General features: G+C 61.1%; 16 protein-coding genes. 12 read left to right on the forward strand and 4 right to left on the reverse strand.

Annotated features, from left to right (window positions below):
- Nucleotides 1-22: 22 nt before the first annotated feature.
- On the reverse strand, nucleotides 23-1,165 hold the full coding sequence (locus QP922_RS11215) for a Fic family protein (RefSeq protein ID WP_502869610.1): 1,143 nt from the start codon (nucleotides 1,163-1,165) through the stop codon (nucleotides 23-25).
- A gap of 84 nt (nucleotides 1,166-1,249) precedes the next feature.
- On the opposite strand from QP922_RS11215, the gene QP922_RS11220 reads away from it, so the two are divergent.
- The 10 genes from QP922_RS11220 to QP922_RS11265 all read left to right on the forward strand — a co-directional run bounded on the left by QP922_RS11220 (nucleotide 1,250) and on the right by QP922_RS11265 (nucleotide 6,854).
- Nucleotides 1,250-1,786, forward strand: a complete 537-nt coding sequence (locus QP922_RS11220; protein WP_284809553.1) for an NADPH-dependent FMN reductase — start codon at nucleotides 1,250-1,252, stop codon at nucleotides 1,784-1,786.
- A gap of 5 nt (nucleotides 1,787-1,791) precedes the next feature.
- A complete protein-coding gene (locus tag QP922_RS11225) occupies nucleotides 1,792-2,508 on the forward strand; it encodes an SDR family oxidoreductase (protein ID WP_284809554.1) in 717 nt (238 codons plus the stop codon).
- Between the two features lie 80 nt (nucleotides 2,509-2,588).
- On the forward strand, nucleotides 2,589-3,263 hold the full coding sequence (locus QP922_RS11230; RefSeq protein ID WP_070670912.1) for a LysE family translocator: 675 nt from the start codon (nucleotides 2,589-2,591) through the stop codon (nucleotides 3,261-3,263).
- A gap of 30 nt (nucleotides 3,264-3,293) precedes the next feature.
- Nucleotides 3,294-3,578: an RNA-binding S4 domain-containing protein gene (locus tag QP922_RS11235; RefSeq protein ID WP_039673291.1), complete on the forward strand. Its 285-nt coding sequence runs from the start codon at nucleotides 3,294-3,296 to the stop codon at nucleotides 3,576-3,578.
- Nucleotides 3,578-4,282 (forward strand): VOC family protein, encoded by a 705-nt coding sequence (locus QP922_RS11240; protein ID WP_284809556.1) that lies wholly within the window; start codon nucleotides 3,578-3,580, stop codon nucleotides 4,280-4,282. Before QP922_RS11235 ends, QP922_RS11240 begins: the two co-directional genes overlap by 1 nt.
- 28 nt (nucleotides 4,283-4,310) lie before the next feature.
- On the forward strand, nucleotides 4,311-4,619 hold the full coding sequence (locus QP922_RS11245) for an MGMT family protein (protein WP_284809558.1): 309 nt from the start codon (nucleotides 4,311-4,313) through the stop codon (nucleotides 4,617-4,619).
- A gap of 15 nt (nucleotides 4,620-4,634) precedes the next feature.
- Nucleotides 4,635-4,985, forward strand: coding sequence for a DMT family transporter (locus QP922_RS11250; protein ID WP_284809609.1), 351 nt, complete (start codon nucleotides 4,635-4,637; stop codon nucleotides 4,983-4,985).
- Nucleotides 4,982-5,290, forward strand: a complete 309-nt coding sequence (locus tag QP922_RS11255; RefSeq protein WP_115020949.1) for a DMT family transporter — start codon at nucleotides 4,982-4,984, stop codon at nucleotides 5,288-5,290. Before QP922_RS11250 ends, QP922_RS11255 begins: the two co-directional genes overlap by 4 nt.
- 29 nt (nucleotides 5,291-5,319) lie before the next feature.
- Nucleotides 5,320-6,102, forward strand: coding sequence for a hypothetical protein (locus tag QP922_RS11260; protein ID WP_284809562.1), 783 nt, complete (start codon nucleotides 5,320-5,322; stop codon nucleotides 6,100-6,102).
- Between the two features lie 134 nt (nucleotides 6,103-6,236).
- A complete protein-coding gene (locus tag QP922_RS11265; protein ID WP_284809563.1) occupies nucleotides 6,237-6,854 on the forward strand; it encodes a M48 family metalloprotease in 618 nt (205 codons plus the stop codon).
- Between the two features lie 6 nt (nucleotides 6,855-6,860).
- Here QP922_RS11265 and QP922_RS11270 read toward each other — a convergent pair whose 3' ends face one another.
- Both QP922_RS11270 and QP922_RS11275 read right to left on the reverse strand, forming a co-directional pair.
- Nucleotides 6,861-7,703 (reverse strand): PrsW family intramembrane metalloprotease, encoded by an 843-nt coding sequence (locus tag QP922_RS11270; protein ID WP_284809566.1) that lies wholly within the window; start codon nucleotides 7,701-7,703, stop codon nucleotides 6,861-6,863.
- Entirely contained in the window at nucleotides 7,703-8,194 is a 492-nt protein-coding gene (locus QP922_RS11275; protein WP_284809568.1) for a hypothetical protein, read from the reverse strand. The genes QP922_RS11270 and QP922_RS11275 overlap by 1 nt, the downstream gene beginning before the upstream one ends.
- A 42-nt stretch (nucleotides 8,195-8,236) precedes the next feature.
- On the opposite strand from QP922_RS11275, the gene QP922_RS11280 reads away from it, so the two are divergent.
- Nucleotides 8,237-10,153 carry a M13 family metallopeptidase gene (locus QP922_RS11280; protein WP_284809570.1) on the forward strand — a complete coding sequence of 639 codons (1,917 nt, stop codon included), beginning with the start codon at nucleotides 8,237-8,239 and terminating at the stop codon, nucleotides 10,151-10,153.
- A gap of 14 nt (nucleotides 10,154-10,167) precedes the next feature.
- Complete coding sequence (locus QP922_RS11285; protein WP_284809572.1) at nucleotides 10,168-11,022, forward strand: alpha/beta hydrolase; 855 nt, start codon at nucleotides 10,168-10,170, stop codon at nucleotides 11,020-11,022.
- Nucleotides 11,023-11,039: 17 nt separating this feature from the next.
- Here QP922_RS11285 and QP922_RS11290 read toward each other — a convergent pair whose 3' ends face one another.
- Nucleotides 11,040-14,384, reverse strand: coding sequence for an arabinosyltransferase domain-containing protein (locus QP922_RS11290; RefSeq protein ID WP_284809573.1), 3,345 nt, complete (start codon nucleotides 14,382-14,384; stop codon nucleotides 11,040-11,042).
- Nucleotides 14,385-14,418: the final 34 nt, after the last annotated feature.

The raw sequence follows: 14,418 nt of genomic DNA on the forward strand, positions 1-14,418 counted from the left end.
GCAACAATCCTATTGTCTCGTCTTACTCGCGGGTGAGAACATCAAGGGCGGCGCGGTGAATGAACACCTTCCCGCGACCCTGTTGGATTTCTTCAAGAATGCCTAGTTCAACTAGGTGGGCCAACCATGTGCTCGCGGTTTGGCGTTTAACGACGCCCATCTCTACCACGTCTGAGATACGGACGTAGGGTTTGATGAGAATCAGTTCGGCCATTTCGAGAGGCTGGCCAATCACACCTGCGGCACGTATTTCGCTCGCGGTGTTCTCTTGGATGGCACGGAGTTGGGTAATCATCGAGGAGGCGTCGTCAGCCGCTGCGTGTACGCCACGAATCATGAAGAGAAGCCAGTCTTCCCATGCTCCATCGGCCGTTACGGCGTTGAGGTAGCGGTAGTACGCGGCTTTGTTGCCGACGATATAACCGGACAGATACAAGACTGGAAGCTCAAGGAGTTCCTCTTGAATGAGGTGGAGGACATTGAGGATTCGTCCTGTACGTCCATTGCCGTCGTAGAAGGGATGAATCGCCTCAAACTGGTAGTGAAGGAGCGCCATTTTTACTAGCGAATCCACGTCATGACTGGAATAGATATAGTCCTCCCACGCCGCGAGGTGGCCTTCGATAATTTCTTTGCCTTCGGGAGGCGTGTAGAGCCGCTGCTGAGTTACGGGGTTGCCAATGAATGTTCCCGGTAGGGAACGCACCTCGGCCGGGGTGTCCAAGAGCGTGCTACAGACAGTTTTCGCTGTCTTTTCTGATAACGGACGCTGTGATAGCGAAGACAGGCCTGCATGCAAGGCGGAGTTGTAGCGAAGAGCCTCCTTAGTCGCAGGAGAAGGTTCGGCATCGACGTGCCAGGCCGCACGGAACAGTTCGTCATTAGTGGTGACGATGTTTTCGATTTCAGAAGAGGCACGGGCCTCACGGAGCGGAATCGTTGAGGTAATGATTTCCGGATTGGGGATGAGTTGGCATGCTGTGCGCAGCTCAGCGAGTTTTTCCTTGGCGTCGATGATGGCCTTAAGCACAGGGACAGTTTCCACAACGTCCGCAGGCGGGAGGGGAGGAAGATCGTTGTAGGGAATATCTGGATTATAAGTTGCCATGAGAAAAGAATAGACAAGTTTTTCGGACATGTCGATTCTTTCCGAAATTATAAACATGTCACGGTGACGTGTCGATTGCATCGACATATCGGCGTACGCTTGGTTTAGAAAGTTGATACGTCTACAGAGAAGGTTCGTTCCATGGCAAAAATCGGCATCATTCTTGGCTCTACCCGTGACGATCGCGCCGGGCTGGCCATCGCTCAGTGGGTCACTGACCTGGCCCAAGGTCGCGACGTTGACTACGAGCTCATTGACCTCAAGGCTTTCGATGTACCGATTCTCACCTCATCTGTCATCCCAATGGCCGCCAACAAGAACTATGACGATGACAAGGTACAAGCCTGGTCCGATGCCATTGATGCCTGTGACGGTTATATCTTCGTTACCCCGGAGTACAACCACTCCGTTCCGGGGGCCTTCAAGAATGCCGTCGACCAGCTCGGTGCCGAGTGGGTAGCCAAGCCGATTGCGTACGTGGGCTACAGCTTTACCGGCGGCATCCGCGCGGTGGAGGCGTGGCGTCTCATCATGGCTAACTTTTCGATGAGGCAGTTGCGCACCCAGCTCGACATTTCCCTCACTACCGACATGACGGATGGCACCTTTACCCCGGCTGATTTCAAGGCGGAGATTGTGACAAACATCTGCGCGGAGCTGGAAGAAGCCCTATCCTAAAGCGCATGGTAGATACAGCACGCGTCGCGGTCGTTACGGGGGCATCGTCGGGGATTGGGGAGGCGTCGGCACGAGCATTGGCTGCCGACGGCTGGCATGTCGTCGTCGGCGCACGCCGCATCGAACGCCTAGAGGCCTTGGCTGACGAAATCGGCGGCGAGGCCTATGCCCTCGACGTGACCTCCGATGAATCCGTCGCAGAGTTCGTTTCCCACCTTGACCGCGTAGACCTGCTGGTCAACAACGCCGGTGGCGCAAAGGGGCTGGAACCGCTCATCGAGACTACCGTCGAAGACTGGCAGTGGATGTACGAGGTCAACGTGTTGGGCACCGTGCGCATGATTAAGGCACTCATGCCCAAGCTCCACGCCGCGCCTGAGAACTCCGGTCTCATCATCAACATGGGCTCCGTGGCGGGGTGGAACGTCTACGAGGGCGGGTCCGGATATAACGCCGCGAAGCACGGCGTGCGCGTGATTTCTCGTGCGCTGCGCATTGAGGAACATGGTGTGCGCGTCACCGAGCTCGACCCAGGCCGCGTCGCCACGGAGGAGTTCTCCCTCAACCGCTTCCGCGGCGACCAAGCTCGTGCCGATGCCGTATATGACGGCGAGCTCAACCTCACCGCAGAGGACATCGCTGAGTCGGTGCGTTGGGTGGCCTCCCTGCCCAGCCACGTCAACATTGACACCATGACGATTAAGCCGCGCACACAAAGTTAAAGTACCTGTTTCGCTGCAGGTGAGACGCCTCTTATAGTGGCATGCGTTAGTAACAATGTATGTGAGTATGGGGGTGTTAGATGGCACTTGGTGCCCTTGCGGCCTTGATGGGAGTGTGGTTCGCGGCGATGGCCTCGCCGGGACCGGATGTAGTGCAGATTATTCGGCTGGGCGCACGGTCAACGCGCGCGGCGCTGTGGGCCGCGATTGGCAGCACCACCGGTTTGGTGGTGTGGACGGTGGCCTCGCTCGCTGGGTTGTCGGCGTTGATTTCAGCTACCCCGGAAATCCTCGTCGTCCTGCAGGTTCTCGGCGGCGCCTACCTGCTGTGGATGGCGTATACAGCGATCAGCGGGGGCATTGCGGAGCGTCGCGCGCCAGCCACGGTCGTGGGTACCGAGCACCGAGCGCCGCAACCGCGCGGCTTTAGCCCGGACGGCATCATTAAGGCGGGCACCGCCTACCGCATGGGGCTGGTGTGCGACCTGTCCAACCCCAAGGTGGTCATTTTCTTCGGCGCCATCTTTGCCAACTTCATCGACCCTGGCATGGGGCCCGGGGCCAACGCCCTCGTGGGATCTGTTCTGATCCTGGAGAGCCTCATGATCTTCACGGGCGTGGCGCTGAGCACCCGTGCGGTGTCGAAGTGGATGGCCCGGCACTCGTCCATGGTGGACATCGTCAGCGGCGGGGTTTTCCTGCTGCTCGGCGTGGTCATTCTGGTGGAGGGCATCCGTGGGGTCCTTGCTCTTTAGCCACGATGGTGGCTAGGTATGCTGGTCAGCATGCTAGACGTCTCAATTAGGGGAGAATCCATCAAGCTCGGCCAGTTCCTCAAGCTGGCTTCCTTGGTCGCCACCGGCGGCGAAGCTAAAGAGCTCATCGAGCAAGGCCAGGTCACCGTCAACGGTGAGGTTGTCACGCAGCGTGGAGCCACGCTCGCGCTTGGCGACGTCATCTGTGTCACCGACACCTGCGTCCGCGTCGCCGCCGAGGACGAGGATGATGATTACTTTGATGAAGCCACCGCCGATGATGATTTCGATCCGGAGAAGTGGAGGAACCTCTAATGCCGGCTTTTGAAGCGGAAGTAGGCATGCCCTACGGGATTACCTTGGCTAGTTCTGATGTGAAAGCGTCGGAGAAGTTCTACTCTGCAGTATTGGGCTGGGAATTTGAGGATGGCATTGCCCGCCTCCAGGGCCTGCCCGTTGCAGAGATCGTCCCGGGCCAGGACACCTGGGCCACCTACTTCCTCTCCCGCGATCTGGAGGCTGATTGTGCCCGAGTAGAGCAGCTCGGTGGCAAGATTTTGGCCTTGGGAGAGCCCTTGGCTCTTGTGCTGGATAACACCGGCGCCGTGTTCGGGCTGGTACAGCCGGAATTGGACCGCTTCGTGGCCGGCGGCGAGCCGGGCACCCCGGTGTGGCATGAACTGGCTGTTTCCGAGAACTTCCGCTCCGCCTTGGACTTCTATGGCGAGCTTTTTGACTGGGAAATCCGCGGCGATGAGGAGTACGCGCTCGCGGAAGAAGAAGGCGCTGCCTTTGCCGGCTTCTGGCATGCGGAAGGCCTGCCCAGTTTTTGGCAGACCTACTTGGGTGTGCGGGACGTCGACCGGGCGGCCAGGGCCGCCCTTGATAATGGTGGTGAGGTGATCCGTGAGCCGCACGAGTCCCCATTTGGCCGCTTGTGCCTCATTGCAGATTCAACGGGCGCCACGCTGACCTTGTGTGAGGTCGAGGACGCCCCGGACGAGCCCATCGAGCTCTAACCGGATCTCTCGGAGAGTACACGTCACCATGACGACACCTGGGCGTATAGAGGATGTGCGCGCCGTCGTGCGCCGAATTCCGCCCGGTAATGTGTCCACCTACGGTGAGATTGCCAAGGTGGTTGGCGTGGGCGCGCGGTATGTGGGCTGGGTGATGTCGAAGGGCGCAGACCTGCCCTGGTGGCGCGTGGTCAACAGTACGGGCCGCGCCCACACCTCTGACGCCCACGACCACTGGGATACGGAGGGGATTCCGCACAACGGTGACCGCGTGCTCCTTGCGGAGTGTGGGTTGGATGCGGAGGATCTGAGGGGCGTCGGCAAGCATGCCCCATAAAGGAAAGGAAACGTGATGCGCGCCTGGTTCTTCCTCACCATCGCCATCCTCAGCGAAGTAACCGCCACGCTCTGCCTCAAGGTCGCGCTAGCGCACCCGGCGGTGTACGTCGTGGTGGTGCTGGGATACGTCGCAGCCTTTTCCTCGCTGCATCAAGTGCTGCGCTGCGGCATGCACGTGGGCGCGGCCTACGGTATCTGGGGCGCTACGGGCGTGGTTCTCACCGCGGGGTTATCCGCACTGCTCTTCGGGGAAGAGCTCACGCCCCTCATGCTGGTGGGCATGGCCTGCATCATTGCGGGCGTGGCCTGCGTGGAGATGGGCGGCCGTGAGCCGAAGCCTGAGCTCGTGGAGGTTCAGCCGTGACCTGGCTAGCTCTTGCCATCCTCATTGAAGTAGCCGGCACGCTGGGCCTGCGCATGCTGGCCGTGCACGGTCAGAAGGCGTGGATTGTGTGGGTCGTGGTGGCCTACGTGTCCTCGTATGTGTTCCTCTCGCTGGCTCTGCGCGACGGTATGCCACTTGGCGTGGCGTATGGAATCTGGACTGCCTGTGGTGTTGCGCTTACCGCACTGGCTTCCTTTGCGCTCTTCCGCGAACCGTTTACGTGGCTCAAAGGACTCGGCGTGGCGCTCATCATTGGGGGAGTACTCCTCGTAGACATGGGCTAAACCTCAAGATGAGGTCTAGACTCAGCTTCGTGCTGACAAAAACTGGAGCCCTCGCGCTTACCCTCACCGCTACGCTTGCCGCGGCGCCGGCCGCCCAAGCCCTCACTTTTGACCCAGGAAAAGTCCCGCCGCGCACGCAGATGACCGTGCGCTATGCCGACGGCAACGTCGGATCCACGCCTAATAGCCACGAGTCCCGCCCCGCCTTGTCCCTGGTCAAGCTGTACCTGGGCATGTGGGTGCTGAAGTACGGCGCGCCGGAAGACAAAGCCCGCGTGGAGAATATGATCCGGTTCTCTGAGGACGGCACCGCAAGCGACTTAGAGCGTAAGTACCCCCAGGCCATCCCTGGCATTATTAGCGAATACCAGCTGGGTGAGACCCACCACAATGGATATTGGGGCCAGACCACGACGTCGACGGAGGACCTCGCCCGATTCCTCGGCTCCATCTCCACGGACCCGGTCGCAGCTCCCATTATGAAGGGCATGTCCACGGCTGTACCTGCCGCGTCGGATGGCTACCGCCAGGACTTCGGCACCGCGCAGATTCCCGGCATTCTCGGCACGAAGTTTGGCTGGTCAGATGACCGTCAGGTGCACGCCACCGCGTCCTTTGGTCCGGGCTACACCGTGGCGGCCAATACCTATGGCTCGCCGGGCGACCTCACCGCGGATGTGCTGGGTGCTGTCGATGTTTCCGCACCGCCCGCGGTACCTGCACCGCCTTCCCCGCCGGCACCGCAGGACCTGCGCGATCGCGCATGCGAGGAACTCAAGCGTCTTGCACCCAGCTCATCACACCTGTGTTAAAAAGACTCCGAAAAGCTAATTATTCCCTTTGCAGAGTATAAGAATCTAATATATGCTCGCCCGGGTATACTGCCCTCGGCCAAGTTGCGCTGGGGGATTCCCGCACGTACCCGAAAGGTTTACTGATCCCCCCTATGCGTTCCCTGACGAAGATCCCTGCTTTCGCTGCAGCCGCCACTGTCATTCTTGGCGGTATCGCTGCCCCTGCCGCCCAGGCGGCGAGCCATCCGGTCCGTTCCCTCATTTCTCCTGGCACGTGCACCGAAATCACCAAGCTGGCGAATGAAGGCAAGCCAGTTCCGGACCCGACCATCCTCCACGACGGTGACTCTGTCCCCTCCTACTTCCAGGACGGCGTCCTCGAGTACAAAGTGGCGGACAACTTCCCATACCGCGAACAGCTTGACGCCGCAGTGGCTGAGTGGAACGAGGCACTAGATGGCAAGGCTTCCCTGAAGGAAGTCACGCCCGCCGAGGCTGATGATGACACCGTCGCCATCATCTATAAGCCGGAGCCGAACGGGTATGTCCAAGGCACTGCCTACCCGGACCACAAAATGCTCTTCATCAAGGCCACCAACGTCCTCTACCCGGAGGCTCTCCAGGGCACCATCGCTCACGAGCTCGGCCACATGATGGGCGCTGGCCACTCCTGCGCGCACGCGCTCATGGCCGGTTCCAATCAGAATCCCATTTCCTACCACGTCACCCCGCTCGATGCGGCCGCGATTGTGCAGGGGCAGTTCGACTAACCGCCCTTAACGCAGGCTGGCCGCGCCAGGTGAGTGCGAATAGGTGTCATCGTTCTTGGCTAGGCGATGCGCGCGGATGCCCAGGTAAATGACCGTCGGGTACATGATGAGCGCTACGAGGACGTACTGCGTGATGAGCTGCCACGTTTCTTCCCACATGTAGTTCCACGCAAAGTGGAGGCAGAAGGAGAAAAACAGCGCGCCCACGCCGATGCCGAGGCGCCACCACCACGGCTTATGTGCGGCGTAAATGGCCCAGCCGATGCCAAAACCCGCGATGGCCGTAAAGCACATGTGCAGGCACGGACCGGCCACGAGGCGCAGGCCCCACATTTGGAACATGCCTATCCAGTCCGAGGTGGGGTGCATCAGCGCGCCCATGGCGGAGTACAGGCTGTTTTCCAGGACTTCGAAGCCCCAGCCCACGAGTGCGCCGACGATGAAGCCGTGCCACGGCCGGTTGAGCTGGCGAAAGCTGAGGAGGACGAAGACCACGCCAAGGGCCTTGGCAAATTCCTCCGGATAGGCGCCGCCCCAGGACATCATGGCTTCCTCCCAGCCCAGACCCACGGAGAGGTCGGTCAGTGGGGTCGCTGACAGCAGCGCCAAGGTCACGGCAGCACCGGCGCCCCAGAGCACGCTTGCCGACGCCCACCCTTTCCCCGGCCTTGCCCACATCGGACTGCGACTCCACAGGAACAGGCCCAGCGCCAAGAAGGCGACGCCGATGATGAGACTTACGAGGCCTGGCAGCGGAGCCACGAAGAAAATTCCGAGCAGATTAACCAGGGAAATCGGCAGGCACAGACCAATGATGATCCAGAGGGTAACGCGGAAGATTTTGCTCATCAGAAGGCCTCCATAAACTGCTGGGCAAGGTCGGCAGGGTCACCATTAGAGAAGATGATCTGATAGTTGAGATCACCCTTGGCCACGCTGAAGGCGAAGACCGGAATGAAGCCGTCTGCTTCCAGGGTGAGAATGCCGTCGGCATCTTTAACGTCCTCTTCCCGCGGCATGCCCTCGAAGTTGGTGGCACGCACGGCGCGGCGCAGAGCGAGTTCATCGTCCTCGACGCCTTCGGTGACGTAGGCCTCGACCAAAGTATCGCCGCAGTCCCAGGCCTGGTTGGCCATGGAATCATGATTCACACTGCACGTCAGTCCCTCGATGGGCTGGCGCCAGTCAGGATCATCGAGCACCACCTCTTCCATCTCAGGTTCGCGCTCCGGCAGGGCCAAGCTCAGTACAGCGGGCAAACCAAGGACAAGGAGGGTTGCCCCGAGCACGGCGAAGAAAGGTCCCGTCATCTTCGCCGGCGGAAAACGATAAGAAGTCATGCGCACCACACTAACGTGTGCTTCTGACATAGAGTGGCGTGCATGAAGGATCTGTACCAATTTGTTAACGGCCCCTGGGTTGAATCCCACGTCATTCCGGATGACCGCGGAGTAGACGGAACATTCCACGCACTACGCGATGAAGCCGAAGAGCTTGTCCATGACATCGTCAAGGAGGATTCTGGCCGCCCAGGAACCCTCTACGCCTCCCATATGGACACGGAGGGAGTCAATGCTGCGGGTACCGATCCCTTGGCAGCTGACCTAGACAAGCTAGTCGCCGCTGACCCGGAGGAGCTTGCCCACAACCTCGGTGTGCTCGAGCGCGAAGGCGTGGGCGCACCGGTGACGTTCTGGGTTGAAAAGGACTCCAATTCTGAGGATGCGGTGGCCTACATCATCCAGTCCGGCCTGGGCCTGCCCGATGAGGCCTATTACCGCGAGGAGGCCCACGCTGAGGTCCTTTCTGCCTATGAAAAGCATGTGGCCGCCATGCTGGGTTTCCTGGACCCAGCCCGTCTGTTCGGACTCGGTGCCGAAACCGCTGCGACCCGCATCGTGGCCTTGGAGAAGAAACTTGCGGCCGGTCACTGGGACGTGGTGGCTTCGCGCGATGCGGTGAAGACGTATAACCCGGTGGACGTCGCCAAGCTGCCCAGCATCACCCGCGCCATCCTCAACGGCGGAGGCCTGCCCGAGCACCGTGCGGTGGCCATGATGCCCTCCTACTTTGAACACCTCGAGGGTTTGTTCACCGCTGGCCGCATGGCCGACTGGCAGCTGTGGGCGACCTGGCACATCCTTCTGTCGCGCGCGCCGTACCTCACTGAGGAGATTGGCCGGAAGAACTTCGAGTTCTACGGAACCACGCTTTCTGGTGCTACGGAGCAGCGCGACCGCTGGAAGCGCGCCGTGGGCCTGGCGGAGAACATGGTGGGCCAGGAGATTGGCAAGGTCTTCGTGGACAAGCACTTCCCGCCGTCCTCGAAGTCGGAGATGGATGAGCTGGTGGAGTACCTCACCTCTGCCTACCGCGAGCGCATCTCTCAGCTGGAGTGGATGACCCCGGCTACCCGCGAGCGCGCGCTGGAGAAGCTCTCCCAGTTCAAGGCCAAGATTGGGTACCCGGACATCTGGCGTGACTACTCCGACCTGGAGTTTTCCCCCAAGGGCGCGGACCTCGTGGCCAATGTCCGCGCGGGCAGCGCCTGGAACCACGATTATGAGCTAGCCAAGATTGGCAAGCCGGCGGACCGCGATGAGTGGTTCTCCACCCCGCAGACAGTCAACGCGTTCTACAACCCGGTGGTCAATGACATCACCTTCCCGGCTGCCATCCTGCGCCCGCCCTTCTACAACCCCGAGGCAGACGCCGCGGAGAACTTTGGCGCCATCGGTGCGGTCATCGGCCACGAGATCGGTCACGGCTTCGACGACCAAGGTTCGCAGTACGACGGCCAGGGCAACCTCAACTCGTGGTGGACCGATGAGGACCGCACCGCCTTTGAGAAACTCACCGCCAAGCTCGTGGACCAGTACCAGGGCAAGGTGCCGAAGGTACTGGAAGGTACCGACTCTGCCGGCGTGAACGGCAGCTTCACCTTGGGTGAGAACATCGGTGACTTGGGCGGACTGGGTATCGCCGTGGTGGCTTACAAGAACTACTGCGCCGACAAGGGCCTAGACATCAATGGTCAAGTGGCACCGTTTGAGGCCGAGGGCGCTGAGCCGGAACTGGCGCAGCACGAGTACACCGGCCTGCAGCGTTTCTTCCTGGCCTGGGCGCGTGTATGGCGCACCGCTATTCGCCCGGAGATGGCTGCCCAGTACCTCGCCATCGACCCGCATTCCCCGGCGGAGTTCCGCTGCAACATCATCGCGGAAAACATCGATGAGTTCTACCAAGCCTTCGACGTCGAAGGCGGCATCGCACCGGAGGAGCGCGTCACCATCTGGTAGTACCCTGGGGTTCCATGAGTGAGTGGACCATCGGCGGTACCGACCGTCAGCTAACGCCGGAACAACAACTGGAACAGCTCTCCTCCTACATGGAGGTGCACTACCCGCTACCGGATTTCCGCCCACCGTGGGCCGGAGGCGGGTCGCCGGATGCGGATCGCTACTGTGCGCTGCTGCCAGATCGCATCGTGCAGGCCTCGATGATGGTCTTGGGCTCTGCGGTCGACCACTCCCTGCCGGGGACGGCGTTTACGGACGGCGTCAGCGTCCAGGAGGCTGAGGTCGGAGCGATTTTTGAACCGTCAGATGCTGACGGCCGCCGCTGGGCAGTGTCTCTGCACTCCGGTGGCTGGTGGCGCGGAGACGGCAAGGCACTGGAGATGCAGTGGCGCCCCGAAGTGGCCGCGGCAACGCAGCTATCCGGAACCACCATCATTGACGTCGATTACCCGCTCGCGCCTGAGCACACCGTGGCGGACATGGTTGAGTCCGTTCAAGCGGCCGTCGATTATGCCCGCTCCCACGGTGCGGAACACGTCACGGTGTGGGGCTATTCCTCCGGCGGCGCACTGGCGGCGCTTGTGCCTGCCGACGCCCTCCTGCTCACCTTCCCCGACTTCGGCGCGCTGGAAAAGCTGCCGGAGGAGATCCGTGGCGACTACAGCCTCGACGAGGAGGCACTGGCCGCCCAGTATTCGCGCATCCTTGTCCAGACCGCGCTGCAAGATGAGATTGCCGCGCGCGTCGACATCCCCGGAGCGGAGACCGCCGAGTACGTGTCGATGCACCGAATCTCTACCCCGACGGTGGCCCGCCAGCGCATTCAAGAAACGGCGGACTTTCTTAAGTCCGCCGCCTCAACTGCCTAGCTAGGGCTGTCTAGCCTCTACTGTTCCCACTCGGGGCGAATCTTCATCTCCGAGTTCTTCCACAGCCCGGAGCGCTGGATGACCTCGTGGTTAATATCCGCCTCGATGGGGGCGTCACCCTGGGAGTTCGTGCGCAGCTCGTACTTTTCAATGGAGCCCCAATCGCGCGCCCAATCGTTGTTGAGGTAGCTCGGGATCTCGTAGGAGTAGTTCACTGCCTCGGCCGTGGCCATGGCGCCACCGCCGGAGAAGGACTGGAAGTCCGTGAGGGAGGTTTGCGCGGCGGCGTCGGGAAGAATGCGGAACTGCGGAATCTCCGTCACGCCGGCATAGTGGTCAAAGGTGCGCTGGCAGGGGAACTGCAAGGCCACCGACCAGTCCAGCAGAGCCGGGGTACCGGAATCGAACTGCGAGTTAATCGTGGCCAGCTCCGGAACGCGCGGCGGGGTAAAGGCCATCCAATCGTCCTCATCCGTGGAGTCGTCGACCGCCACGAGACGCACCACGTTGGCCTCCTCCGGCAAATCCTTGAGGGCGATGCGGAGGTTGCGCCACTTCGGCGTCGCGCCGACGTCGGAAAGCTCGGCTTCACCCGTGTTCGTGACCTTGCCGTTCTTGAGCGTGCCGTACTCCAAGGTGAGTTCGGTACCTTCTTGCTCCACGCCGTTGACGTCGTGGTGGTAAATCTTGCCTGCGGCAGACACCGCCAGGACCGGGGTGTTCTCGGACTCTTCCGGCAAGTTGTACCACTGTGTCGTGATGGTGGCGGAGGAGCGCTGGGTCTCGGAATAGGAACCCATGACCGGGACCTTGGTGTAATCCAAGTTGAAGGGCAGGTGCATCTCTGATCCGTTGACGCCCAGGGTGCCGCGCACACCACCCGCGGAGGAGTCGGTAACCTCGGCTGCCTTCTCCTTGTTCTCCGTGGCTTCGGTCAGCTCCTTCTGCTCGTTGGATGAGGCAGAAGAATCACCGGTGGTGTTCGCAATAGCGCCAACCGACGCCGAGTTGAGGTTCTCCGGCTCGATATCTTCCTTGATCATGTTGGGGCCGAAACCGTAGTTGTCCTCCTTCGTATTCACGAGCGAGTCCTTGAACTCGCCCTCGACCGGGGTGAGGAAGGCATCGTTGGTGTTGGTCTCCACCAGGGTGGAATCCGCCAAGGAGCACACACTACCGCGCAAGGACGCGAGGTTGCCCTTGCCCACCGAGTAGGAATCCGCCTGGGCCACGTAGCCCTTGGCAAAAGAGGCACACGAGAAGGCCACGATGAGGATGCAAGCAGCGGCAATCGGGGCGGACATGGCGCCGGCCCAGCGCGAGACCTTGGCAGCGGAGGCCTTCTCAAACTCCTCGAGGGTGCCGTTCGCCTTGGCCTTGTTCTTGCGGTAATCGTGAACCAGCGACTGGTAGAGGCCAATAGCCAGCACCACCATGCCGATGGCCAGCACCACCGTGTTGGCCTCGATGGCCTTGAATTGCACGGTACGGTCCCACCACGGGATGCCGAAGGAGGAGACGTACCACCAAGCGTTCCAACCGCCCAAGGAGATTGCCATGAGGAAAATCACCGCGGCGATGGAGAAGGTACGGGCGCGCGGCGAGCGCATGGCGATTTGGGAGAGCACCACGGAACCGAGTGCCGCGATAACACCAGCGATGCCGGCGTAGATACCGAAGTGGTGTGTCCACTTCGTCGGGGTAAACATGAGGAAGAACGCCGACAGCGCCATGATGGCGAGCAGGCGCTGGGTAGGACCAACTTCCGCACCAACAACGCGATGGTTCTTGATGAAGGCATAAATAATGAGTGCCAAGCAGAAGATCATGGTGAACATGGCGAAGCGGCGCGTCAGCGAGCCATCCACGGAAGGTTCAAAGAGCGTGGAATAGCGCACGAACTCCGAGTACCACGGCAACGAGGGGCCGACCTGGGAGCGCACGCGCGTGGATTCGAGAACAGAGGCCAAGGTCTGGTCGCCGAAGGCCGCCACCATGACGGCGGTGCCGCTGGCGAGGAACGGGGCGATGAGGGCCAGCCATCCTACCTGCTGTGTGCGCTCGCCCATGATGCGGAAGAGCGCGGGCAGGCACACTAGGAAGATGCCGACTGCCGTGAGGCCCGTTGGGCCCGCGGCCAGGGTAATGGACGCAACGATGGTACCCACAGCTGCCGGCAGGAGGCGGCGGGTGGAAATAGCACGTTCAAAGGACGCCCACGTCACCATGACACCCAGCGCCACGATGGGCTCAGGACGGATGCCGTTGTTGTACGGCAGCCAGAAAGCCAAGAACATGAATGCGGCGGTCCAGTGCGCCAAGCGCCTGTCGTTAACGCGGCCGCCGAAGCGGGGCAGCATTTCACGCGAAAGGATGAACCAAATGATCAGCGCCGACATAAGGGAAGGCAGGCGCACGATGATAGAGGCGCTGGAGAGCTGGGAAAGCCACGCCACGAGGTCATAGTAGGGCGCGCCAAACGGTGCCTCGGGGACGCCGTACCAGCGGTAATAGTTCGCCATATACGTCGCATGATCCGAGACTCGGCCCATGGTGAGGATGAAGCCATCATCAGAGGTATTGGAACCGAAGATATACCACCAGCCGAGGATGGCGGCCACGACGCCATCCAGCGGGCGGATCTGCTTCCAGGTTTCCGGCATGAAGCCAAAGCGCTTGCCATCGAGGCGGTCAATGCGCCACAGGCACACCAAGCTGACCACGACCATGGCCAAGCCCAGCCACATGGCGATGAGCTTGATTACGGTGGGCGAGGACGTGAATCGGGAGTTAACCTCCACGTGGATGTGCAGGTCGTTTCCAAGTGCCTGAAGGTTGTCCGGGGTGTCATCAATTTCGGTGTAGACACCGGTGACCTGCGGGCGCATGTCCTCATCAGAGGTGGTTGTGTGCTTGCCCACGGTGACGGTCGTGCCGTCCTCTGTGGCATTGATGCTGAGGGTGGCGTCGTCAGGCAGCTTCGCCACCTGCTCAGGGGTAAGTGAGAACAGCACCTCGTCGAGACTGGTGACGGAAAGGCCGTCCTCACCGGCGCGGACAAACATGCCGCGGTTGGAGGCCTTCTTCGACTCTGGCGGAATGGTGCCGTAGAGCAGGTCTTGGCCTTCGCGGAGCTTATCGACGGCCGCCAGCGGGATCTCTGCCTCAATCTCCTCCGGCGCCACTGAGATGAGCGGTGCGTTGATGGACTGCAGGGAGTCCTGCTGAGGCCAATCGAAGGAGGACTGGGTCTGGTTCACCGGCAACAGCGGCGTGGCCACAAAGCACAAAAAGCCGATGAGGCCGGCGATGATGGCGGTGAGCCGCAACGACTGCGGGGCTGAGGTTTTCCTATCTGACACGGCGATCAGTGTACGTCACTGCCTCGCCGTATTG

This window comes from Corynebacterium sp. MSK218 (genome assembly GCF_030232655.1).
GTDB lineage: Bacteria > Actinomycetota > Actinomycetes > Mycobacteriales > Mycobacteriaceae > Corynebacterium.

Coding starts and splice junctions, on each gene's coding strand:
- QP922_RS11215 (WP_502869610.1), bottom strand. CDS start 1,165: ATGTTTATAATTTCGGAAAGAATCGACATGTCCGAAAAACTTGTCTAT.
- QP922_RS11220 (WP_284809553.1), top strand. CDS start 1,250: ATGGCAAAAATCGGCATCATTCTTGGCTCTACCCGTGACGATCGCGCC.
- QP922_RS11225 (WP_284809554.1), top strand. CDS start 1,792: ATGGTAGATACAGCACGCGTCGCGGTCGTTACGGGGGCATCGTCGGGG.
- QP922_RS11230 (WP_070670912.1), top strand. CDS start 2,589: ATGGCACTTGGTGCCCTTGCGGCCTTGATGGGAGTGTGGTTCGCGGCG.
- QP922_RS11235 (WP_039673291.1), top strand. CDS start 3,294: ATGCTAGACGTCTCAATTAGGGGAGAATCCATCAAGCTCGGCCAGTTC.
- QP922_RS11240 (WP_284809556.1), top strand. CDS start 3,578: ATGCCGGCTTTTGAAGCGGAAGTAGGCATGCCCTACGGGATTACCTTG.
- QP922_RS11245 (WP_284809558.1), top strand. CDS start 4,311: ATGACGACACCTGGGCGTATAGAGGATGTGCGCGCCGTCGTGCGCCGA.
- QP922_RS11250 (WP_284809609.1), top strand. CDS start 4,635: ATGCGCGCCTGGTTCTTCCTCACCATCGCCATCCTCAGCGAAGTAACC.
- QP922_RS11265 (WP_284809563.1), top strand. CDS start 6,237: ATGCGTTCCCTGACGAAGATCCCTGCTTTCGCTGCAGCCGCCACTGTC.
- QP922_RS11270 (WP_284809566.1), bottom strand. CDS start 7,703: ATGAGCAAAATCTTCCGCGTTACCCTCTGGATCATCATTGGTCTGTGC.
- QP922_RS11275 (WP_284809568.1), bottom strand. CDS start 8,194: ATGACTTCTTATCGTTTTCCGCCGGCGAAGATGACGGGACCTTTCTTC.
- QP922_RS11280 (WP_284809570.1), top strand. CDS start 8,237: ATGAAGGATCTGTACCAATTTGTTAACGGCCCCTGGGTTGAATCCCAC.
- QP922_RS11285 (WP_284809572.1), top strand. CDS start 10,168: ATGAGTGAGTGGACCATCGGCGGTACCGACCGTCAGCTAACGCCGGAA.